The 22,420-nt window shown below is 69.0% G+C and carries 21 protein-coding genes; 10 read left to right on the forward strand and 11 right to left on the reverse strand.

Features of this window, described 5'->3' with window-relative positions; translation table 11 throughout:
• Positions 1-42 precede the first annotated feature (42 nt).
• Positions 43-1,380 (forward strand): aldehyde dehydrogenase family protein, encoded by a 1,338-nt coding sequence (locus tag DL990_RS38300; protein WP_370451411.1) that lies wholly within the window; start codon positions 43-45, stop codon positions 1,378-1,380.
• Here the strand turns inward: DL990_RS38300 and DL990_RS38305 are convergent, their stop codons facing one another.
• A complete protein-coding gene (locus DL990_RS38305) occupies positions 1,381-2,061 on the reverse strand; it encodes a hypothetical protein (protein WP_125801599.1) in 681 nt (226 codons plus the stop codon).
• 173 nt (positions 2,062-2,234) lie between these two features.
• Between DL990_RS38305 and DL990_RS38310 the strand changes: the two genes are divergently transcribed.
• Both DL990_RS38310 and DL990_RS38315 read left to right on the forward strand, forming a co-directional pair.
• Positions 2,235-2,690, forward strand: a complete 456-nt coding sequence (locus tag DL990_RS38310; RefSeq protein WP_125783057.1) for a DUF4383 domain-containing protein — start codon at positions 2,235-2,237, stop codon at positions 2,688-2,690.
• A 35-nt stretch (positions 2,691-2,725) separates the two neighbouring features.
• Positions 2,726-3,607 (forward strand): manganese catalase family protein, encoded by an 882-nt coding sequence (locus DL990_RS38315; protein WP_125783059.1) that lies wholly within the window; start codon positions 2,726-2,728, stop codon positions 3,605-3,607.
• Positions 3,608-3,898: 291 nt separating this feature from the next.
• On the opposite strand, the gene DL990_RS38320 is transcribed toward DL990_RS38315, so the two are convergent.
• The 7 genes from DL990_RS38320 to DL990_RS38355 all read right to left on the reverse strand — a co-directional run bounded on the left by DL990_RS38320 (position 3,899) and on the right by DL990_RS38355 (position 13,075).
• Complete coding sequence (locus tag DL990_RS38320; RefSeq protein WP_370451412.1) at positions 3,899-4,663, reverse strand: YihY/virulence factor BrkB family protein; 765 nt, start codon at positions 4,661-4,663, stop codon at positions 3,899-3,901.
• 537 nt (positions 4,664-5,200) lie between these two features.
• The gene (locus tag DL990_RS38325) at positions 5,201-5,413 is read right to left on the reverse strand and encodes a ferrous iron transport protein A (RefSeq protein WP_125783063.1); all 213 of its coding nucleotides are present in this window, start codon (positions 5,411-5,413) and stop codon (positions 5,201-5,203) included.
• Positions 5,410-5,649, reverse strand: a complete 240-nt coding sequence (locus DL990_RS38330; RefSeq protein ID WP_125783065.1) for a glutaredoxin domain-containing protein — start codon at positions 5,647-5,649, stop codon at positions 5,410-5,412. The genes DL990_RS38325 and DL990_RS38330 overlap by 4 nt, the downstream gene beginning before the upstream one ends.
• Positions 5,650-5,652: 3 nt before the next feature.
• A complete protein-coding gene (locus DL990_RS38335) occupies positions 5,653-8,541 on the reverse strand; it encodes a helix-turn-helix transcriptional regulator (RefSeq protein ID WP_125801600.1) in 2,889 nt (962 codons plus the stop codon).
• A 196-nt stretch (positions 8,542-8,737) separates the two neighbouring features.
• Complete coding sequence (locus DL990_RS38340) at positions 8,738-8,932, reverse strand: hypothetical protein (RefSeq protein ID WP_125801601.1); 195 nt, start codon at positions 8,930-8,932, stop codon at positions 8,738-8,740.
• 13 nt (positions 8,933-8,945) lie between these two features.
• Positions 8,946-11,828 carry a type 2 lanthipeptide synthetase LanM family protein gene (locus DL990_RS38345; protein WP_233620696.1) on the reverse strand — a complete coding sequence of 961 codons (2,883 nt, stop codon included), beginning with the start codon at positions 11,826-11,828 and terminating at the stop codon, positions 8,946-8,948.
• Between the two features lie 395 nt (positions 11,829-12,223).
• A complete protein-coding gene (locus tag DL990_RS38355) occupies positions 12,224-13,075 on the reverse strand; it encodes a hypothetical protein (RefSeq protein WP_125801603.1) in 852 nt (283 codons plus the stop codon).
• A gap of 125 nt (positions 13,076-13,200) precedes the next feature.
• On the opposite strand from DL990_RS38355, the gene DL990_RS38360 reads away from it, so the two are divergent.
• Genes DL990_RS38360 through DL990_RS38375 form a run of 4 tightly spaced genes read left to right on the forward strand, consistent with a single transcriptional unit; the run spans position 13,201 to position 16,794 of the window.
• Positions 13,201-14,523 (forward strand): M20/M25/M40 family metallo-hydrolase, encoded by a 1,323-nt coding sequence (locus tag DL990_RS38360; RefSeq protein WP_125801604.1) that lies wholly within the window; start codon positions 13,201-13,203, stop codon positions 14,521-14,523.
• On the forward strand, positions 14,523-15,410 hold the full coding sequence (locus DL990_RS38365) for an alpha/beta fold hydrolase (RefSeq protein WP_125787695.1): 888 nt from the start codon (positions 14,523-14,525) through the stop codon (positions 15,408-15,410). The genes DL990_RS38360 and DL990_RS38365 overlap by 1 nt, the downstream gene beginning before the upstream one ends.
• 40 nt (positions 15,411-15,450) lie before the next feature.
• Complete coding sequence (locus DL990_RS38370) at positions 15,451-16,047, forward strand: helix-turn-helix domain-containing protein (RefSeq protein ID WP_125787694.1); 597 nt, start codon at positions 15,451-15,453, stop codon at positions 16,045-16,047.
• Positions 16,048-16,794, forward strand: coding sequence for an SRPBCC domain-containing protein (locus DL990_RS38375; protein WP_125801605.1), 747 nt, complete (start codon positions 16,048-16,050; stop codon positions 16,792-16,794).
• 228 nt (positions 16,795-17,022) lie between these two features.
• Here the strand turns inward: DL990_RS38375 and DL990_RS38380 are convergent, their stop codons facing one another.
• The 3 genes from DL990_RS38380 to DL990_RS38390 all read right to left on the reverse strand — a co-directional run bounded on the left by DL990_RS38380 (position 17,023) and on the right by DL990_RS38390 (position 19,333).
• Positions 17,023-17,244: a DUF5703 family protein gene (locus DL990_RS38380; protein ID WP_016334446.1), complete on the reverse strand. Its 222-nt coding sequence runs from the start codon at positions 17,242-17,244 to the stop codon at positions 17,023-17,025.
• Positions 17,241-18,254, reverse strand: coding sequence for a YncE family protein (locus tag DL990_RS38385; RefSeq protein ID WP_125787692.1), 1,014 nt, complete (start codon positions 18,252-18,254; stop codon positions 17,241-17,243). Before DL990_RS38385 ends, DL990_RS38380 begins: the two co-directional genes overlap by 4 nt.
• A gap of 113 nt (positions 18,255-18,367) precedes the next feature.
• Positions 18,368-19,333 (reverse strand): aldo/keto reductase, encoded by a 966-nt coding sequence (locus tag DL990_RS38390; RefSeq protein WP_199746780.1) that lies wholly within the window; start codon positions 19,331-19,333, stop codon positions 18,368-18,370.
• Between the two features lie 137 nt (positions 19,334-19,470).
• On the opposite strand from DL990_RS38390, the gene DL990_RS38395 reads away from it, so the two are divergent.
• The 3 genes from DL990_RS38395 (at position 19,471) to DL990_RS38405 (ending at position 22,391) form a co-directional block, all read left to right on the forward strand.
• Positions 19,471-20,517: an LLM class F420-dependent oxidoreductase gene (locus DL990_RS38395; protein ID WP_125787691.1), complete on the forward strand. Its 1,047-nt coding sequence runs from the start codon at positions 19,471-19,473 to the stop codon at positions 20,515-20,517.
• Complete coding sequence (locus DL990_RS38400; protein ID WP_125787690.1) at positions 20,517-21,356, forward strand: undecaprenyl-diphosphate phosphatase; 840 nt, start codon at positions 20,517-20,519, stop codon at positions 21,354-21,356. Before DL990_RS38395 ends, DL990_RS38400 begins: the two co-directional genes overlap by 1 nt.
• Before the next feature lie 324 nt (positions 21,357-21,680).
• On the forward strand, positions 21,681-22,391 hold the full coding sequence (locus DL990_RS38405; protein ID WP_125787689.1) for a histidine phosphatase family protein: 711 nt from the start codon (positions 21,681-21,683) through the stop codon (positions 22,389-22,391).
• Positions 22,392-22,420 lie beyond the last annotated feature (29 nt).

Genomic DNA, 22,420 nt, shown 5'->3' on the forward strand with positions numbered 1-22,420 from the left:
CATACTTGCGTATAACGCCCTATACTACTCGGCAGTGAGCACCTGCTTCACCTCGCCGCTAGGCTCGGAGCCATGACCAGCAGTGATGCCTCCGCCGTCGTCAAAGAACTGCGTCACCTTTTCCGTTCCGGCGTCACGAAACCGGTGGAATGGCGCCGAGCGCAGCTCACGGGCCTGCGGAAGCTTCTGTCCGAGCGGGCCGACGTCTTCCTCGACGCGCTCTATGCCGATCTGCGCAAGAACACCGCCGAAGCCAAGCGCGCGGAGATCGCGCTCGTGCGCAACGAGATCGACCACACGCTGGAGAACCTCGACTCCTGGCTGGCTCCGGAGCCGGCCGAGCTCCCGTACCCGCTGCGGCCGGGGAACGGCCGCGTCGTGCGTGAACCGCTCGGGGTCGCGTTGATCATCGGGCCGTGGAACTACCCACTTCAGCTGGTGCTCGCGCCGCTGGTCGGAGCGCTGGCGGCGGGAAACTGCGCGGTCGTGAAGCCGAGCGAGCTGTCCCCGAACACGTCGGCCGCGATCGCCGAGCATCTGCCGGACTACGTCGAGGGCGTCCGCGTCGTCGAGGGCGCGATCCCCGAGACGACGGCGCTGCTGGAGCAGAAGTTCGACACGATCTTCTACACCGGGAACGGGACGGTCGGCCGGATCGTCATGGCCGCGGCGGCGAAGCATCTCACGCCGGTCACGCTGGAGCTGGGCGGGAAGAGCCCGGCGATCGTCGAGCCGGGCGCGGATCTCGCCGTGACCGCGCAGCGGCTCGCGTACGGCAAGTTCGCCAACGCGGGTCAGACTTGCGTCGCGCCCGACTACGTCCTCGCGATCGGCGACACCGGCCCGAAGCTGGCCGAGCAGCTGGCGGAGACCGTCGAAGCGATGTTCGGCGAGGACCCCGCCACCAGCGACTCCTACGGTCGCATCATCTCGACCCGGCACTACGACCGGCTCGCCGCGCTGCTGGACGACGGAACCGCGGTCGTCGGCGGCCAGACCGACCGCGACGAGAAGTACATCGCGCCCACCGTGCTCACCGGCGTTTCCCCGGACGCCCCGGTGATGCGGGACGAGATCTTCGGCCCGATCCTGCCGATCATCGAGGTGCCCGACGTCGACGCGGCGCTGGCGTTCGTCAACGAACGCGACAAGCCGCTGGCGTTGTACGCCTTCACCGAATCGGACGAAACGAAGCGCAGGATCGAGGGGGAGACGTCGTCGGGCGGCTTGGTGTTCGGCGCGGCGATCATCCATCTCGCGGCGCCGGAGTTGCCGTTCGGCGGGGTGGGGGAGAGCGGGATGGGCCGCTATCACGGCCGCTATTCGATCGACAACTTCAGCCACGTGAAGGCCGTGCTGGACAAGCCCCTCGCGGGCTGATCAGCGGCCCTCGCGGCTGCCTTCGTAGGCCCGCTCGCGGAGCCTGGCGAGCCAGCCGGGCCGCGGCTCCCACCCCCGTGGAGGATGCAGCATCGGATCGAAGGCGGGGCGGGAGGAGTCTTCGTCCACCTCGTGCAAGCTCAGCGTCGCGCAGGGCTTCCGATGCCCGTTCGCGCGGACGGTCTCGACGAGGTAGGACACCGGCCCTTCCGTCACCAGGCGCCTCAAGGCGTCGAGTGATGCTTCGGCGTGTCGCGGCGTCTCCGCGCGGGCCGAAAGCCAGACCAGTTCGCCTTTCGTGCGATAGGGCAGCAGGGTGCTGTAGCGCCCGGTGGTCCAGGCCCGCGACGGCCGCGGCAGTACCCGGCCGACCAGACCGGCACCCGAGCTCGTCAGCGTGAGATCCCAAGGATCACCGTCGGCGGAAGGAATCCGGACCGCCAGCCCCAGCGCGTCTGGCAGCCGTCCCGGGAGGCCTGCCCCCTTGGACATCCGCACGGTGACGGCCACCGGCTCGTCCGGCAGGGCGAGGTCATCGCACCTCAGGCCGTGAAATTCACCTTTGAGCAGTAGCCCATCCGGGTGGAAGGCTCTCGCGCCACGCAGGGCCGCGAGGGCGTGGAAGCCGGCACGGAAAAGCTTGCCGCCCGGCCCGGCCTGCGTTGCGGCGTTCTCAGCCACGATTCCGACCTCCTTGTGACGTGCGTGCTTCGCCGTGACTACCCCGGCCAGGCCGGGTTACACCTGAATTCCCACGAATTCATGAGCTCTGGATCCCTGGTGTAAACGGCATTCGCCCGGGTACTCGACGCGATGTTCGCACAGTTCCCCAGTCACCCGGATCGGAGGAAATCATGACTGCATCGCCGGCCACGGTTCGGCGGGCTCCGCGCCAGCTCATCGCTCTCGGCGTGAGCGCGGTCTTCCTGCTCGTCGGCATCCTCGGTTTCATCCCCGGCATCACGACGAACTACGAACAGCTGAGCGGCGCCGGTCACGAGTCCGGCGCGTTGCTGCTTGGCGTGTTCCAGGTGTCGATCCTGCACAACATCGTCCATCTGGCGTTCGGCGTCGCGGGCATCCTGCTGGCCCGGAAGGTGAGCGGCGCGAAGGCGTTCCTCGTCGGTGGCGGGGTGATCTACCTCGTGCTCTGGCTGTACGGGCTGCTGATCGACCACGGCTCGGCGGCCAATTTCGTGCCGGTCAACAGTGCCGACAACTGGCTGCACCTCGGGCTCGCCGTCGGGATGATCGCACTCGGCCTCATTCCGCTTTCCGGTTCGAAGGCGTCGATCGCCGACTCGCGCTAGCTCTGTTTCTTCCCTGAATTCTTCGGAGGTTGTCAGTGTTCCGTCATACCAAATCGCTCCAATTCGAGGCCAAGCCGGAAAAGCCGGACGCCTTGTACGCCCGCAAGCTGCAGGAACTCATCGGTGGCGCCTACGGTGAAATGACCGTCACCATGCAGTACCTGTTCCAGGGCTGGAATTGCCGCATCGAGGGCAAGTACAAGGATTTGATCATGGATACGGCGACCGAGGAGATCGGTCACGTCGAAATGCTCGCGACGATGGTCGCCCGGCTGCTCGAAGGGGCGCCCGCCACCACGGTGGCCGAGGCCGCGAAGGATCCGGCCACCGCGGCGATCCTCGGCGGGATGGATCCCCAGCAGGCGATCATCTCCGGTGGCGGCGCCACGCCGAGCGACAGCCAGGGCTACCCCTGGAACGGCCGCTATGTCGTGGCGTCGGGCAACCTGCTGGCCGATTTCCGGGCGAACGTCGCCGCGGAGGCGCAGGGCCGGTTGCAGACGGCCAGGTTGTACAACATGACCGACGACCCGGGCGTGAAGGCGATGCTGCAGTTCAACCTCGCGAGGGACACGGTGCACCAGAAGCAGTGGCTCGCCGCGATCGAGGAACTCAAGGCCGACGGCCTGGAAAGCGACATCGCGCCGACGGCGTTGTTCGACGAGGAGAACCAGGAGCACAACAACACCATTTGGCATCTGTCCGACGGCCCGGACGGTTCGAAGGGTGGCTGGAGCTTCGGCGAGGACGGGATCGAGTACCTGATGGATCCGGAGGCCCTCGGCGGACCTGGCACCGCTCCGAAGCCCGACCCGGCGCTCTACGGCACTTACGCGCCGGTCCAGGACGCGATCGGGACGGTCAAGGGCAAGGCCAAGGATGCGAAGAAGAAGGCCACCAAGTCGAGCAAGAGCTAGGAGAATCGATGGAGCCCTTCCCCGGTACCGCCGGGGAAGGGCTCTTCTCTTATGTGCGGGCGTCAGGCAAAGGTGTCACGTCAGGTGGTCGGTCCGTGAAGGAGGCCTTCACGGACCGGGGTTGACCTTCACCCGGTTGTCGGTTGTCCCCTGTGTCGAGGGGGTACCTCGGAAGCTAGTGAGGGGCTCCTTCACTACCTTCAGGGTAGGCAAGGAGGCCTTCACGGACTGGTGAGTGTCTCCACGGCCGGCCTGACGCCACCTTGGCCTTACTCCTCTTGTGTGCGGGAGTCAGTCGGTGGTCTTCGTCTCGACCGCGGCCGCTTCGTCGTCGTCCATCGCCGCGGTGTCGCGCGGTGGGAGGAACGGCTCGTCGTCGGCGGGGCGTCCGGAGGCACGCTCCTTGCCACGGGTGAGTTCCGCGTCCAGTTCGGCGCCGAGCAGGACGGCGATGTTCGAGATCCACAGCGAGATCAAGAACACGATGACCCCGGCGAGCGAACCGTAGACCTTGTTGTACGAACCGAAATTGCTCACGTAGAAGGCGAATCCCGCGGTGGCGGCGGCCCAGAGCAGCACGGCCACGAGGCCGCCGGGCGTGAGCCAACGGAACTTCGGCTGCCGCACGTTGGGACTCACCCAGTAGAGCATCGCGAACGCCAGCCCCGCCAGCAGCGCGATCACCGGCCATTTCGCGATGTCCCAGACGAGGACACCCGTCGAACCGAGACCGATCAGATCACCGAGGTAGCGCGCGACCCCGCCGGTCGCCACCACACCGGCGGCACACAAGGCGAGGACGATCAGCACGGCGACGGTGAGCCCGACCCGCAGCGGCACGGTCTTCCAGATCGGGCGGCCTTCGGGCATCGAATAGATGACGTTGGACGCGCGCATGAACGCGCCGATGTAACCGGACGCCGACCACAACGCGCCCACGAAGCCGATGATCGCCGCCGGTCCGGCCAGTCCGCCGGATTTGGACAGCTCCTCGATCGCGCCGACCAGGATGTCCCGGCCCTGACCGGGTGCGACCCGGCCGACGTTGTCGATCAGGGTCTGGGTCGCGGACGGTTCCGAGGAGGCCGAGGATCGCGGTCAGGACCAGCAGCCCCGGGAAGAGCGAGAGGACGCCGTAGTAGGTGAGGGCGGCCGCCCAGTCCAGCATGTTGTCGTGGTTGAACTGGGCGAACGTCCGTTTGAGCACCGCGAACCACGATCGGCGGGACAACTCCGTGGGACCGTCCGGGTTTTCCGTTGTGGCAGCCAAGGGAACCTCCTGAAGGGGATTCCCTCGCTTACCCGGGAGCGCCGGGGCGAAACAGCGGTCAGACCGCAATGCCATCCAGCTCAAGTTGGTCAACCGCTTTGTCGGTCGCCGGTCGTGGGGATGTCGTGAAGGGCCCCTTTGAGACGATCACCGTCTCAAAGGGGCCCTTCAGGACATGAGAGTTCGGCGCCGGGTCGGCGTACGGCGGGTGGGTCGGGATCGCAGGTCCGTGAGGGACTCCTTCCCTACCCTGAGAGTAGGGAAGGGGCCCTTCACCTCCACTCACGACTCACCACGCCACCTTTGCTCTACCCCTCACTAGGTCAGACCGGGCGAGGACGCGGCTGTGGTGGAGGCGGGACGGTCTTCGCGAGGACGATGTCCGCCAGCCGGATCGTCACGAGCCCGCGTTTGGTCTCCACCGCGCATTCCGCGTCGTCACGGGAGCGCAGGTAGCCGAGGGCGTCGGTGAACCCGCCTTCGATCCGGTACCGCACGACGACCCTCGTGCCGACCGGGACGTCCGGGAGGGTCACCGGTCCAGGTGCGCGGTGAGCTCGTCGTCGCTCGGCTCGACCAGGTGGGTGCCGTCCGGCCAGACGATGGTGGGGATCCGGCGCTCACCGTTCTGCAGCGCCCGCACGGTTTCCTCGGCGACAGTGTCCGCTTCGACGTCGATGTAGTCGTACTCGACGCCCTTCGCGTCCAGGAGGGCACGGCTGCGTTTGACGTCAGGGCACCAGTCGGCGCCGTACACGGTGAGGTCGCTCATGGATCACAGCATGCCAGGTCGCGGTCCGGCGGCGTGGTCGGCGAGGGCCGAACGGTCGGCGAGCCCGGTCTTGGCGAGCAGGCTCGCGACGTGCTTCTCGACCGTGCGGGGCGAGATGTGCAGCCGGGCGCCGATGTCCTTGTTGCCCATGCGCTCGGCGAGCAGTACCAGCACCTCGTATTCGCGGACGGTGACGCCGGACGCGCGCAGCTCACCGGGCACCCGGTCGACACCGGACCGGCGCTGCCGCACGGGTGCGCCGAGCTTGCGCAGCAGGCGACGGCAGGCGGCCGCGACCGCCTGGATGTCCCTGCCGTGGAAGTACTCCTCGGCCTCGTTGAGCCAGCCCGCCGGATCTCCCCAGCCGTCGGCGGCGGCCGGTTCGGCGATCAGCCTGAGCCCGAGGTGCCGGGCGAGGGGATAGGGCGCGGACGTCTCGAGTGCGGAGGCCACCGACCGTTCGGCTTCCGTCGTGTCACCGCGCCTGCCGTGCTCGACGGCGTGCGCGAATTCGACGAACTGCCGGTTCCATCGCATCCCGCTCACGGCGGAGCCCGCTTCCGGGCAGGGAGCGCCGCCGAGGGTGTCGACGAGCGTCCTGAGCCCGTGCTGTCCGGCGAGGTGAAACCGGCTCGGCCGCCGGTCCTCCAGCTCGATGACTTCGTCGAGTTCACGGCGTGCCCGCTCGAAGTCCTCCTCGAGGAGCGAACAGAAGACGCGTGCCAGCCCGATGCTCAGCACCATCTCCTGCGCGTTCTCACCGCCGCTTTGCCGGAAGTCGTCGAGCGCCCGCTCCATCGCCGGGCGGTCGGCGCGGTGCCCGGCCGACATCGCCCTGGTCATCTGCGCGTACTGCAGCAACGCGGTCAACCGGAGCCTGCCGAGCACGGCGAGGTTCTCCTCCAGCAGCGCGTGCGCGGTGTCGAACTCGCAGCGCAGGATCGCGTGCATGGTACGCACGGAATCGACCGCGCAGTGCAGCGTGATCGACCCGGTCCGCTGGGCGTCCGCGCGGGCGAGCAGCAGGGTCCGCTCGTCGCCGTTCATCAGCACGCGATGCCCGCCGAGCCTGACCAGTGCCTGAGTGCGGAGGTGGTGCAGGTGGTTGTCCTCGGCGGTTCGCCGCGCGAGCTGCATGTACTGCTCGGATTCGGTGAGGTCCCGCGACAGCGCGAGCATGCCGAGCACCTGCAGCGCCTGGCAGACGACGAACGGCTGCTCGGTCTCCTCGGCCACTTTCCACGCCTGACGCGCGAGCCGTTCCGCCGTGCCGGTCCGGCCGGGGACGTCGAGCCAGAGGTTCGCTTCGACGGCGTCGAGCGCGGCCTGCTGAGCGGGCGAGATCGCCGAACCGAGGGGAGCACGGGCGCGTTCGATCTGGCCGAGGCATTCGTCGTGCCGTCCGGCGATGTAGGCGGCCCAGGCGAGCTGGGTGTGCAGTTTGGCGGCCCGTTCGAGCGTGCCGATCTCGACGAAGCCCGCCGAAAGCTCGACGGCCCGGTCGAATTGGCCGGTTTGCCCGAGCGCGTACAGCAGTGTCTCCAGCACCTCGGCCCGATCACCCGCGTCGGCACCGGCGAGCAGGTCGACGGCTTTGGTGAGCATCGTGACCGCGGAATCCGCGGCACCGGCGTCGAGGGCGCGGCGACCGGTCCGCGCGAACAGGTGGCCCGCGGCCCGTTCGTCCATCGCGGTCAGCCGGAGCGACGCGACGAGCGCGCACAGATCGCCCGGCAGACCCGGGTACAGCTTCTCGACGGCGTCGGCGGCTTGACGGGCGAGTGCCGCCTTGCGGGCCGGTGACTGGCGTGCCAGCAACGCTTCCGCGGTCAGCGGATGACGGAAGGCGTACCAGCCCGGAGTCGTCTCGTCGGTGGTCACCAGGTTCGCCGAGACCGCGGCGCTCAGGTGGTTGTGCAGGGTCCGGTCGTTCGTGCCGATGACCGTCTGCACCACCGTCAGCGGGAAGCGGCGGCCGATGATCGCGGCGACCGACAGCAGTTCGCCCGCCTGCTCGCCGAGTTGCTCCATCCGGACGCCGATACTGGTGACCAGGGCGGCGGGTACGCGGGCGCGGAGTTCACCGATGACCCGCCAGCCGTCCCGGCCCTCGACCAGAAGACCCTCGTTCACCATGCCGTGAAGCAGTTCCTCGACGATGAAGGGCAGGCCGGCGCTGTTGCGCCACAACAGTTCCGCCGCGGGCGACGGCAGTTTACCGGGCTCGGTCTCCAGACAGGCCGCCGCGAGAGCGCGGGTGTCGGCGAGACCGAGCCTGCCGAGTTCGACGACGGCGCAGCTCATCCGCTGGGCACCGGAGGTCGCGAGGCGAAGGGCGTCGGAAGGTTCGTTGCGGAGCGTGCCGACGAACAGGGTCTGTGCCGCGGGCAGGTTGTCGACGAGGTATTCGAGGATGAACAGCGTTTCGGCGTCGGCGTCCTGGAGGTCGTCGAGGACCAGGAGCGCGCCGCGGTCGCGGCTGGTGACGGCCAGCAGCCGGAACACCGCTTCGGCGAGCACCAGCAGGGAGCCTGATTCCCGCGGCCGGTCACCTTGGCCCCAGTCGGGAACGAGCTGGGCGAGCACCGGGACGAACGGGTCGAGTTCGGCCGCCTCCGGCGGTCCGCCGCCGCGGAAATGCGACAACAGCGCCTGGGTCAGCGGCCGGAACGGGACGAGCGGACCGATCGAACCGGCCCTGCCCTGCAGAACCGGGATGTCGGCGGCGACCGCTCGCGACGCGGCTTCGGTGGCGAGGCGGGATTTGCCGATGCCACCTTCGCCGACGAGAAAGACCGCGCCGCCGCGGCCCGCGATGGCGCGATCGAGAGCTTCGGAAAGCTCGGTCAGTTCGGCATCGCGGCCGATCACCCGCGACGAACGGATCCCCACCAACGCGACTATAGCGAGCGGATTCCGCAGTCATGGGGAAAAGCGATCACGAAGGCGGGCGGCGCGAGCCCGCCTTCGTGAGCTTTTGTGGATCTGGTCGGCGGAGCTGTGACAGGCTCACGACGCGACCGAACGCGTGAACCCGCCCGGCCGACGTTGATCGCGGTCGCGGGTTCACCTACGGATGTAGCAAACCTCAGATCCAGCCGCCGGTGAAGACGCTGACGACGGACGGCGAACCGGGGTCCGTGGAAAGGGTGGCGAGCGGGTTGGCGCTCAGCCGCGGCTTGCTGCCCGCCAGCGCGTGGTTGCGCGAGCCGACCTCGAGGGCGCGCGGCAGGTTCACGGCGCCGAGGGCGTCTTCGGTGGCGGGCAGATCTCTTTCGTACATTCGGTTCTTCTCCTCATTCTCGGTTTACCGGCGGAACAACGGTGGCCGCGGGATGCGGCCGGTCGGGGCGGAGCAGGAGCGCGGACGGGACCCGGTCGCCGAATCCCAGCCGCAGCAGGCCGTAGCCGATCCCCGACAGGCCGCTCAGCAGTCCTGGCGAGGGGACCGCGCCGGGAGTCCCGCAGCGGGTACCGCGCTGATCGATGGCGGCGAGCAGATGACCGGTCCGGCGGCGCACCGCGGCGGCGGCGCCAGTGTGCCCGTTCTCCGCCAGCACGCACAACACGTCCAGCACTCCGGACTCGCCGTGGCAGAGGCTGAGATCTTTCAGCGGTGCCCCGTCGGCCAGCCGTTTGATCGTCCGGTCCAGGCCACGGGCGTATCCGGGATCCGGCAGGTGCGCGGCCTGCCCGAGTGCCTCGCCCGCGAGACCTTCGCACCAGCCGCCGGTGCTTTCCGCCCGATCGTCCGCCTTTCCGGGTGGTTCTTCGCCGGAACGGTCGTGTGCCCGGAGGACCCAGTCGATCCCGGCCGGACCGCGGGCGAAACCGGTCTCTTGTGGACGTTCGCGCTCGAGCAGCTGCCCGGCGTAGCGGTCCGCCCGCTTCAGGGCCGCTTCCAGTCCTGTTTGGACATACACCGAGCGCATCGACGCGACGCCGCCCGCCAGGCCCGTCGTGAATCCGGACGGCGTTTCGGGGGTGGCCTCGGGCATCAGATCGACGGCCTGCTCGATGAGGTCGCCCGCGGGAAGGCCGACCAGGGTGCTGAGCCGCGCGATCGTGTACGCGACGCCGCCGAGCCCGAGAAGCCCGCCGCAGCCGGCGGTGGCGGCCAGTCCGGGATCGGCGCGAAGAGTGGCGAAAAGACCGGGGAGCGGGCTGATCGCATACGCGGCCAGATCGCGGTACCGCGCGATCCCGGTCAGCTCGGCGAGCTGGGCGAGGAACAGCGCGACACCGCAATAGCCTTCGCCGAGTCCCGCCCCCATCGGCAGCACGGTCCAATAGCGGTCGTCGACGAGTTCGATGCCGAGCCAGTTCGAGCGGTGCTCGTCGGAGAAGGCGTTGGCGACGATGTGGTCGGCGATCCCGCAGGCGGTGAGCAGCAGGCGTTCCGGGTCGGGCGCCTGGTTCGGCACCGCCGTTTCCGCGGTCTCGCCGCCGCCGTGGTGGTCGCCGGTCGCCGTGCTGATCGCGAGGGTGGCCGAGATCAGCCATTCCTGGTCGCGCTGGTCGAGCGGATCCATGTCGGCGACCTTGGCCAGCACGGTGTCCAGCGACGCCCGGTCGACCACTCCGTCGACGCTGTCACCGCGCGAATCCAGCAGTGACGTCGAGCCGGGGTTCGAGGTGAACATCGGCACGTCGCCCGCCCACAGGTCGGCCCGCTCGTGCGGGACGAGCCGGAGCAGTTTCTCCTCATCCGCCGAGTCCGCTTCGAGCAGGTCGAACGCGTGGTCGCGGTCGGCGGCGTCACGCAGGAGGTCGGGGTGGGTTGTCTCGTCGAGCAGACGGAAGTAGAAGTTCGTCGGCCGGATGAGTACCCGGATGGGATCCTCGGCGCAGTGCCGGAGAAGCTCGGCGAGTTCGTCCCGTCCGGTGGAGATCGCGTCGTAGCCGAGCCGGAACCCGGCCAGCAGTGCCGCGCTGTGCTCGGCGGGGGTGACGTCACGGCCGCCGAGACGCGGAAGGTTGTTCCCGCCCGCGAGTTCGCCGGGGACCCTGATCAGCCGCATTCGGTCGGTGCCCGGATCGGCCCAATCGATCCGGTCGGTCGGCAGCTTGCCACCGTGGCCCGCCAGGCCGGAGATGTCGACGGCGCCGTGCTCACCCGCGAAGAGCTGGGGGAGCAGCAGCGTGCGCTGCACAGACCGCGCGAGCATCGCCGCGGCTGGGTCGCCATCCGCCGAATCGGATGGCGAGGGCTGGAACAGCGTCTCGATGTCGATCAGCACCGGCTGGTCGCCGCAGGCGATGATGTTCTCGTAGTGGACGTCGGTGGCGTCGAGTGCGTGCAGGAGCGCCAGGAGGATGCCCTGACGGCGGTAGAACCGGTCGACGTCGGCGATGTCGGCGCACGGCCGATGCTCGACGAACCGGAGCCAGCCGTACCCGTCACGCTGGAGTGCGTCGGCGGTCCGCAGGTGGAGACCGGGCAGTCGTTTGTTGAGCTGTTCGACGACGTCGGTGAACCGTTCGTGCAGGATCAGCGGGCGGGGTTTGTAGATCACCTTGGCGCCGCTGGAGAAGCCGAGCAGTTTGACCGAACGCCCGCGTGCGTGCGCGTCCCCGATCCCGCCCGCGACCTCGACGAGCGTGCCGAGCTCGCCGTCCACGACCGAGCAGGGCAACGCGGCGGCATCGGCAGAGAAGCGGGCCAGTGTTTCGGCGTGGGCTTCGGCGGCGTGGAGGCAGGCCTGGGCGAGGAGCCGGGCCAGTACCGGGTATTCGCCGAACAACCGGACGAGGCCGGCCGGTGTGGACTGCTGGCGCACGAAGTCCGAGAAGCGCTCTTCGGGTGTCTCGCCCTGAAGGATCCCGGCCTTGCGGGCGTGGTGGAGTTCCAGCACGAGCGTGCGGACCGAGAGCTTGAGCAGATGCTGGTCGAGTTGGGCCGCGAAACCCCGGCGGAGTGCTTCGACGTCGGCGTCCGCGAGATCGTCCGGGACCGCCTCACGAGTGGCGGCGTCGACGAACGACCTGAAGACCCCGGCGAACGCGGCACGCCAGTCACCGACTGGGGGACGCTCCGGCAGAAGCGCGGTGACGGTGTGTTCGGCGAAGTCCGCCCATACGGGCTTGGTCGTCGCTGCGCGTTCGCGCGGGGTCTGGCCGTGCACCCACCACTTCAGCGGCAGGGACGTCGCCGGGAGCTGGGGCGTCACGGCAGTCATGCTTTCAGTTCGGCGCGGGCCGCACATGGGGGCGACGCACCCACATTCAGCGCACGCACGAAGATGCCCGGAGAGTGACGGCCGGGCTCACCCGCGGTCAGCCACCCGTCGCGCCGGAATATGGGGGCCCTGCACCCATGCGCGGGCCCGGTCCCGGCCGCACGATGGTCGGGTGGAACGGGTCTCGCGGTGGCCGAGGGGAGTGCCGTGAGTGTCGGTCGCGGGCCGGTTGCTGGGGGTCCGGCCCGCGCCACCCCAAACCCGCACTCAGTTCCGGCGGGGGATCTTCTTGGCTTCCTTGGCACGGTTTCCGGACTGAGCGACGAGCAGCGGGCCCAGCTCGCCTCACTGCTGCGGGTGCTCCTCGGCGAGGGTCAGGCGCGCTGAACCCGGCCTCACGAGCTCAGTCGAGCCGCACGGGCGGGCTCCTTGGCCTGAGAAGCGTAGTGGGCGGTGACGATCGCGCCCGACATGGCCAGGATCAGGCCCGCGACCGTGAACGTGGCGAAGCCGTCGCGGACGCGGTCGTCGAGGAAGACCAGGCCGATGATCGAGGACAACGCCGTATTCGTGGTGAACATGATCGCGTTGACCGCCGTCGCCCCGCCCTTCTGCAGGGCGAGGGCGAACGCGACCGCCGCGGCCGAGCCGTTGAGGATCATCGCCCACACGGCCGGTTCCACCAGAATCGCCCAGCCGGACGAAGGTAGGTCCAGGGTGCGGGCGGAGACGCCGACCACGCTGAACCCGACCCCCGTCGCGAAGCCGAGCACCTGCGCGGCCCAGGGGCGATCGAAGCGCCGGAAGTACCAGGCGATCGACCCCACGACCAGCGCCATCGCGGGCAGAACCCAGCGCCACTCCGCCGGAAGCAGCTTGGCCGGACCCGGCTGCGCCGACAAGCCCAGCAGGATCAGACCGACCGCTCCGACGCTCAGAGCGGCCCAGCCCGCCGCGGCAAGGCGGGTGCCCATGAACGCGGAAATCGCGGCCGTCACGCCGACGCTGAACGCGAGCACCGACTGGACCAGGAACAACGGCAGCCGTTGCAACGCGGCCGCCGCACAGGCGAAGCCGACCAGGTCGACGCCGATGCCCGCGAAGTAAATCCATTGGCGCCGCAAGTGCACCAGGTCCAGTGCGCTGCCGCCGTACGCGCCCGCGCGGCGGACCCCGATCGACTCCAGCACCGAACCGCTACCCGAGGCCACCGCCGCCAGCAGCGCGAGGACGTATCCGACGATCACCCCCGCAGTCTGTCAGCCACGCCCTGGGACCCTTACCGGTCACCCGACATGGGGTGGGTCTTCACACGGTGTCCAGCACGCGGTGGCAGCGGGTCGGCGAGCTCCACCAATGGTAGGAATGCCTGGTGACCGAACCGAATTTGATCGAAGCAGCCGCCGAAGAGGCAGTCACGCTCACCAGTGAACTGATCCGCATCGACACGACCAACACGGGTGATCCCGACACGCTCGTCGGTGAACGCGCCGCGGCGGAGTACGTCGCCGAGAAGCTCACCGACGCGGGCTACGAGATCACCTATGTCGAGTCGGGCGGCAAGAACCGACACAACGTGATCGTCCGGTTGCCGGGCGCGGACCCGGCGCGCGGCGCGCTCCTGATCCACGGTCACCTCGACGCCGTCCCGGCCGACGCCTCGGAGTGGTCGGTCCACCCGTTCTCGGGCGCGATCCAGGACGACTACGTCTGGGGCCGCGGCGCCGTCGACATGAAGGACATGTGCGCGATGGCGCTCGCGCTGGCCCGTCACTACAAGCTCAACGGCATCGTCCCGCCGCGCGACCTCGTCTTCGCGTTCCTCGCCGACGAAGAAGCGGGCGGCAAGTACGGCGCGCAGTGGCTGGTCGAGAACCGGCCCGAGCTGTTCGAGGGCGTCACCGAGGCGATCAGCGAGGTCGGCGGCTTCTCGATCACGCTGAAGGACAACGTCCGCGCGTACCTCATCGAGACGGCCGAAAAGGGCATTCGCTGGATGAAGCTGCGGGTGCGCGGCACCGCCGGCCACGGTTCGATGATCCACCGCGACAACGCCGTCACCAAGCTGTCCGAGGCCGTCGCCAGGCTCGGCAACCACCGCTTCCCGCTGGTGATGACCGACTCCGTGCGCGAGTTCCTCGACGGCGTCACCGAGATCACCGGATGGGACTTCCCCGAGGACGACATCGAGGGTTCCGTCGCGAAACTCGGCAACATCTCCCGGATGATCGGCGCGACCCTGCGCGACACGGCGAATCCGACGATGCTCACCGCCGGGTACAAGTCGAACGTCATCCCCTCGGTCGCGGAGGCCTCGGTCGACTGCCGGATCCTTCCCGGGCGTCTTGAGGCGTTCAACGCCGAACTGGAGGAGATCCTCGGCCCGGACATCGAGAAGGAGTGGATGGAGCTGCCGCCGGTCGAGACGACCTTCGACGGCGCTCTCGTCGACGCGATGACCAACGCGGTCCTCGCCGAGGACCCGGGTGCCCGCACGCTCCCGTACATGCTCTCCGGTGGCACGGACGCGAAGTCGTTCCAGTCGCTCGGTATCCGCAACTTCGGGTTCGCGCCGTTGCGGCTGCCCGCGGACCTCGATTTCTCCGCGCTGTTCCACGGGGTCGACGAACGTGTCCCGGTCGAGGCGCTGAAGTTCGGCGTGCGCGTGCTCGACCGCTTCCTCCGCTCGGCCTGATGCCCGGTCTGCTGGCAGCCGACGGCACACCCCTGCACTTCGAGCGCTGGGGTGATCCGTCGGCGCCGGTGACCGTGGTGCTCCTTCACGGGTACGCCCTCGACAGGCGGAGCTGGCGCGGTATCGCGCCGGTGCTGGCCGAGGCGTCCGAATCCGCGGAGGAACCTGTCGCCGTGTTGGCCTACGACCAGCGCGGCCACGGCGAATCCGGTGAGGTCCGGGCCGCGTCGGCCACCATGGGGCAGCTCGCCGACGATCTGGCCGAGGTGCTGGAGAAGGTGATCCCCAATGGCCGGATCGTCCTGGTCGGCCATGACATGGGCGGCCTCGCGATCCTGTCGCTCGCCCAGCGGCATCCGGACGTCTTCGCCGCGCGGGTGGCGGGAATCGGGCTGCTCGCCATGTCCGCGGGCGGAGTCACCCCGGACGCGATCTGGCCGAACGCGCTCGGGAAACTCGGCAGGGACTTGGAGATGGTGTTCGGGTCGAAGCTGATCGGCCTGGTGCGGGAGCATACGAGCAAGGCCGTGACCGCCGGGCTGCGATGGTGGCTCTTCGGGGACGACCCGGTGCCCGCAGACGTCGAACTGACCGTGCGGATGATCCGCGGCAACTGGCCGCAGACTGTGTCCGCGTTCCGGCCCGCCTTGGACGCCTACACGCGGGAATCGGCGTTGTCGCAGGTCGGCGCGGTGCCGGTAACCGCGATCGTGGGGGAGCGCGACAAGCTGGTGCCCACGGCGGACGTCGAGGAACTGGCGGGTGCAGTGGAGAACGGCACGTCCGTGGTGCTGCCCGGCGTCGGGCACGTGGTGCCGCTCGAGGCGGCTCCGCAGGTGGTGCCACGCCTGCTCGCCCTGGTGACCGAAGCGCGCCGACAAGCCTGACGTTCTTGACAATTTCTCTTTTCGGTGGCACCTTCTTGCCATGTTCTCCGTTGCGGTGATCGAGGACGCGGAAGCGGCCGAAGTGTCGCTGGATCCCGTCCGGGCCCGGCTGCTCGCCGAACTCGCCGAACCGGCGTCGGCCACGATGCTGGCCGCGCGGATCGACCTGCCGAGACAGAAGGTGAACTACCACCTTCGCGCGCTGGAGAAGCACGGGCTGGTCGAGCTCGTCGAGGAACGGCGCAAGGGGAACGTCACCGAGCGCATGATGCGCGCGACGGCGTCTTCGTACGTCATTTCACCGACGGCGCTTTCAGCCGTGCAGCCCGATCCCGCCCAGTCGCCGGACCGGCTGTCCGCGCGCTGGCTGCTCGCCGTGGCAGGCAGACTGGTGCGCGACGTCGGCCTCCTGATCACCGGTTCGACCAAGGCGCGCAAACGGGTCGCGACCTTCGCGATCGATGGCGAGGTGCGGTTCTCGTCGGCCGCGGACAGGGCCGCGTTCGCCGAAGAGCTCACCGTCGCGATCACGAACCTGGTGAGCAAGTACCACGACGAAGGCGCCGAACAGGGCCGCGACCACCGGATCGTCGTCGCCGTCCACCCGAGCGTCAAAACCGAGCCCGAGGAGCGCTGAATGGGTCACGAATTCGAGCTCACCGACCGCCTCGAGGTCGACGCGACACCGGAACAGGTCTGGGACGCCATCGCCACCGGGCCCGGGATCACGTCGTGGTTCATGGGGCGCAATGAGGTCGACGGAGGCGTCGGCGGCACCGTGAAGACCGCTTTCGGCGGCTACGAACCCACGTCGGCGATCACGGCGTGGGACCCGCTGGAACGGCTCGTCTACGGCACGGAACCCGCGCCGGACGGACGATTCGTCGCCTACGAATTCCTCATCGAGGGCCGTTCCGGCGGCAGTACCGTGCTGCGGACCGTGACGAGCGGCTTCCTGCCGGGCGACGACTGGGAAGACGAGTTCGAGGCGATGACCGCCGGCGGCGAGCTGTTCTTCCGCACCCTGGTCGAGTACCTCAACGGTTTCGCGGGCAGGCGGGCGGTGCCGGTCACGGTGTTCGGGCCGATGATCGGGGACTGGGACAGCGCGTGGCTGAAGCTGGGCCGGGAACTGGGCCTGGCCGGGCGGCCGGAAACGGGGGACAAGGTCCGCCTTTCCACCGGTGCGGTGTCCACTGTGGACGGCGAGGTCTATTGCGCGAACGGCCAGACGGTCGGGATCCGGATCGGAGACGCGCTCCTCAGGTTCGTCCGCGGCTTCGCCGGCCCGATGGTCACGATGCATCACCTGTTCGGCGACGTCGACTCCGTGGAACAGGACGCGCTTTGGGCAGGCTGGCTCGGCCGGGTGTTCAAGAGCTGAAGGGGTCTTTCACCGCATCTCACGCGGTGAAGGACGCTATCCGACAGCTGGATATCCCTTTGATGCTTATCTGTCGGTTCGACAGGGGTTGTGAGTGGCGGTTCGGTTCTACTGAGGGGTAGGGCGATCGTGGCGTGTTGCGAAAGCCACTTTCGCAACGTCGGTGGACCAGCGGTTAGGTGACTTTGCCGGGACCCTGGCATCGTATGCGGGGAAGTCCCCTTCAGCTCAGGTGATGAGGCCGGGCAGCGGGGTGGCGGTGCGCTTGCGGCGCAACCACACCCTCCTGGTCCCATCGGAGTAGAGCCGGACGGTCGAGAGCTCCCAACCGGCGAATTCGGCGTGGATCGACAGCTGCGTCGCCGCCGCCCGCCGGGAAACACCGGGAGGCAGTTGCAGCCGCCGGTACTCCCAATCCCCTTCGACCACCGCCTCGTCCACAACTGTCATGGCGTGATCACCTGGATCCCTTCTCCGATAGCCGAGCCGACGACCACGCGGCCGCTCTGCTCGTCGACGGTGACCGAATCTGGCTGCCGCACGGTGGGGAACCGGTGTTTCTCGATCGGCTCCCCGCCGCGGACGTCGAAGCCCACGACCTCGTTGCGTCCCGTGAGCGTGACCCACACGAGGCCGCGCGGGCGGTCGTAGGCGAGGCCGTACGCCCCGCCGGGAACGGGATAGCGCTGGCGCAGCAGCAACGGCGTCGTGGAGAACGCCAGCAGCGCGCCCGCGCGCGCGTCGGTGACGAAAACGCGGCCGAGATCGTCGGTGACGGCGTTGGCCGCGCCGTCACCGGCACGAAGACCCTCGCCGATCTTGCCTTCGGTGAGGTCGACGGCGAACAAGGCGGTACGCAGCTTGTCGAGCACGACCACGCCGTCGCCGGTGTTCAGCACGTCGTCGGCGCTGTAGATCTGGCCGGTGATGGTCTTCGGGCCCGCGTTCTTCGACAGCACCTCGACGACCTTGCGGTCGCGGACGGAGACCAGCGTCGCGTCGCCGTCGGCGAGACCGGCCGACGGCTGTCCCGCGACCGGAACCGTCTCCAGCGCGCCACCGGGCAGGGAGACCTTCGCCAGCAGGCTCTTGCCGGGAACGCTGGCGAGCACCTGGGACCCCGACACCGTGAGCCGCTCCGCCGGACCGGGCAAGGCCACGGTCGTCTTCGGGGCGTCCAGAGCGGCGAGATCGTAGATGCGCAGGGAGGGCGGCTCCGAGACCGCGACGACCAGCGTCTTGCTCGCCTCGTCGGTCGCCAACGCCTTCACACCCGGCCCGGCGAACACCGAACCGGTGGGCTTGATGGTCACCGCGGGGGAGACCGCGGCGGTGGCCGCGACGGGGTTCTGCACGATCTGCAAGGTGTCGTTCGGTGTGTCATCCGTACTGCAGGACGAGAGCACCAGGGCGCCAGCGAGCGGGATCGCGATCCGGGAAACGGCGGACAGCCGACCCACCTTGGTGCCTCCACCTGCTAATCGTCGGACGGACCTGTCCAGCATCCTCCAGGAACTCCACCACGTCACGTCTGCGTCACCCAACAGTCACCTAATCCAGTATCCGAGACGGCTCACAGGCCGCGTTCCGGGTATCCGACCTCGATCGCGCTGACGTCGTCGAGCGCCGAGCGGATGGCGGGCGGGAGCATGATGTCCTCGGCCGTGAGCGAGCCGGTCAGCTGACCGGTGTCACGGGCCCCGACCACGGGCGCGACCACCCCGGGCCGGTCTCGGACCCAGGCCAGCGCGACGGCCAGCGGTGAGGTCCCGAGGCCGTCGGCGGCCGTCGCGACCGCCTGCACGATCCGGGCCGCGCGTTCGGTCCGGTGATGTTCGACATAGCCCGCGAAAACACTCGAAGCGCCGCGCGAATCGGCGGGTGTCCCGCTGCGGTACTTGCCGGTGAGCACGCCCCGGCCGAGCGGCGCCCACGGCAGGAGCCCGATGCCGTGGTGTTCCGCGGCCGGGACGACCTCGCGATCGACGCCGCGCTCCAGCAGCGAGTACTCGACCTGCGTCGACACCAGCGGGGCGGCGGCGGAACTGCGGGCCGCGGCGGTCGCCAGCTGCCAGCCGGAGTAGTTGGAGACGCCGACGTAGCGGGCCTTGCCGCTGGTCACGGCGTACTCGAGGGCGCCGAGGGTCTCGTCGACCGGCACTGTGGTGTCCCAGGCGTGCAGTTGCCAGAGGTCGATGTGGTCGGTGCCGAGCCGTCGCAGCGAACCTTCGAGCGCGCTCAGCAGGGCACCGCGTGAGGCGCCGCCGCCGAACGGGCCATCGGTGCGGCGGGCGACGGCCTTGGTGGCGAGCACGATGTCGTCGCGCGGGACGAGGTCGCCGAGCAGGGCACCGAGTACGCGTTCGCTCTCGCCTTCGCCGTAGATGTCGGCGGTGTCGACCAGGGTGCCCCCGGCGTCGACGAACGCGACCAGCTGGCTCGCCGCCTCCTCCGAGTCGGTGTCGCCACCCCACGTCATGGTCCCGAGGGCCATCCGCGAGACCCGAAGTCCCGACCGGCCGAGCTGTCGCTTTTCCACGACGGGCGAGCCTAGCCGGAAGGCAAGTGGGTGACGCGGAGCAGGTCAGCGTGTCGTGATCGAGTACCACCGTGCGGGTCATCGCCGTGTCAACACCCTGAACGGAGGAGTGACACTCCGATGGATACATTCACGCCGTGCGACTCGGACTGAACTTGGGCTATTGGGGCGCGGGAAACGACGCGGCCAACCTGGCATTGGCGAAGAAGGCGGACGAACTCGACTACGCGGTCGTCTGGGCCGCGGAGGCGTACGGTTCGGACGCGCCGACGGTGCTGGCGTGGGTGGCGGCGCAGACGTCACGGATCGACGTGGGCAGCGCGGTGCTGCAGATCCCCGCGCGGACACCGGCGATGACCGCGATGACCGCCGCGACCCTGGACACGCTTTCGGCCGGCCGGTTCCGCCTCGGCCTCGGCGTTTCCGGCCCGCAGGTGTCCGAAGGCTGGCACGGGGTGAAGTTCGCGTCGCCGCTCGGCCGCACCCGCGAATACGTCGAGATCGTCCGCAAGGCGCTGAGCCGCGACCGGGTCCGCTACGACGGCGACCACTTCCAGCTGCCCCTGCCCGACGGGCCCGGCAAGGCGCTGACCCTGACCGTGCACCCCGTACGCGAAGAGATCCCCGTGTACCTGGCCGCCATCGGCCCGAAGAACCTCGAACTGACCGGCGAGATCGCGAACGGCTGGCTGCCGGTGTTCTACTCGCCCGAGCACGCCGGTGAGCAGCTGAAGCTGATCCAGGCGGGGGCCGACAAGGCCGCGCGCTCGCTCGACGGCTTCGACGTCGTCCCCACCGTCCCGCTCGTGGTCGGGGACGACTGGGAGGCCTGCGCCGACGCGGTCCGCGGCTACGCGGCGCTGTACATCGGCGGGATGGGCAGCCGGGAGAAGAACTTCTACAACCAGCTCGCCTGCCGGATGGGCTTCGAACGCGAAGCGGCCGACGTCCAGCAGAAGTACCTGGGCAAGGACTACGCGGGCGCCATGGCGGCCGTCCCGCTCGAGTTCATCGACGCGACGTCGCTGCTGGGCCCCAAGGAGCGGATCGCCGACCGGATGCGGGCCTTCGCCGAGTCCGGCGTCACCACGCTGACCGTCGCCCCGTCCATGCCGGATCCGGAGGGCTCCGCACGCGCCCTCGAGATCGCGGCCGAAGCGATCGAACTGGCCGGTGTCGCCTGATGGGATGGTTCGAAGCACTGGTCCTCGGTCTCGTCCAAGGTCTCACGGAATTCCTGCCGATCTCCTCCAGCGCGCACCTGCGGATCACCGCGGCGCTCGCCGGCTGGGACGACCCGGGCGCCGCGTTCACCGCGGTGACCCAGATCGGCACCGAACTCGCGGTCATCCTGTACTTCTCGAACAAGATCGGGAAAATCCTCCGCGCCTGGTTCTTCTCGATCTACAAGAAGGACTGGCGCCGCGACCCCGACGCCCGGCTGGGCTGGCTGATCATCGTCGGCTCGATGCCGATCGTCGTACTGGGCCTGCTGCTGCAGGACGCCATCGACGAAACCTTTCGTGACCTGCGGATCACCGCGACCACGCTGATCGTGTTCGGGCTCATCCTGCTGGTGGCCGACCGCATCGGGAAACAGCAGCGCACGCTCGACCACCTGACCGTGCCGCACGGCCTCGGCTTCGGGTTCGCGCAGGCGCTGGCGTTGATCCCGGGCGTCTCCCGCTCCGGCGGCACCACCAGCGCCGGGCTGCTCCTCGGCTACACACGCGCGGAGGCGGCGGAGTACTCCTTCCTGCTGGCGCTGCCGGCGGTGTTCGGCTCTGGCCTGTACAAGCTGACCGACATCGGCAAGGACGGCGCCCCGGCACAGTGGGGGCCGACGATCCTGGCGACGTTGGTCGCGTTCGGCGTCGGCTACGCCGTCATCGCCTGGCTGATGTCGTACATCAAGACCAAGAGCTTCGTGCCGTTCGTGATCTACCGGCTCGTGCTCGGTGCCCTGCTCTTCGTGCTGATCTTCACCGGTGTCCTGGACCCAGGCGCCGGCCCGCACCTGTAACCCCCGACGCGATTCGGCACCTGCTTGCGGTCGTTGCCAGGCACGGTCCGTGAAGGCCCCCTTCCTTGCGCCAGGCGCAAGGAAGGGGGCCTTCATGTACTCGGGAAGGTGTGAAGGACCCCTTACCTCGGCTGAGCCGAGGTAAGGGGTCCTTCACACGCCGCCGTTGTGGCTGGTGGTGCTGCTGGGGCTCGTGATGGCTTTCACGGACCGGCCGCTACCCGGCTCACCCCAGCAGGTACCCAAACACCCTTGGCCAGAACCGTCCTCACCCACTCACGAGGTTTCGTAGCGGGGCAAAGCACGACACGTAGGGTGGGCCACGTGAGTACTGTGATCCTTCTGCGCCACGGCAAGTCCACGGCGAACGGTTCGGGTGTCCTGGCCGGGCGCACGCCCAAGGTCGGCCTGGACGACACCGGCCGGGCACAGGCGGCCGCGCTCGTCGAGCGCCTGGCGCCGGTGCCGCTCGCCGAGCTGGTGGTCTCGCCGATGCTCCGCTGCCGCCAGACGGTCGCGAAGCTGGCCGAGGCACGCGGTCTGGACAAGCTCAAAGAGCCCGGTTTGTCCGAAGTGGACTACGGCGAATGGACCGGTCGCGCGCTCAAGGATCTGTTCAAGGAACCTCTGTGGCGGGTCGTGCAGGCGCATCCCTCGGCCGCGGTCTTTCCCGGCGGCGAAGGGCTCGCCGAGATGCAGGCCCGGTCGGTCGCGGCCGTCCGCGCGCATGACGCCAGGATCACCGCGAAACACGGGGAAGACGCGGTGTGGCTCTTATGCAGTCATGGCGATGTGATCAAGGCGATCCTCGCCGACGCGCTCGGCCAGCATCTCGATTCCTTCCAGCGGATCGTGGTCGATCCGGCGTCGGTTTCGGTCGTCCGGTACACCGAGACTCGTCCGTTCGTGTTGCGCGTCAACGACAACGGCGGCGACCTGGCCGGTATCGCACCACCGGAACCCAAGGCCAAAGCCAAGCGGGGCAAGGGAAAGCGGAGCTCCGACGCGGTGGTGGGCGGTACCACCGGAGCGTGACCACGCCGTCGGTGGCGTCACCGCCACGG

Origin of the sequence: Amycolatopsis sp. WAC 01416, from assembly GCF_003947485.1 — a bacterium.
In the GTDB taxonomy this organism is placed as follows: Bacteria; Actinomycetota; Actinomycetes; order Mycobacteriales; family Pseudonocardiaceae; genus Amycolatopsis.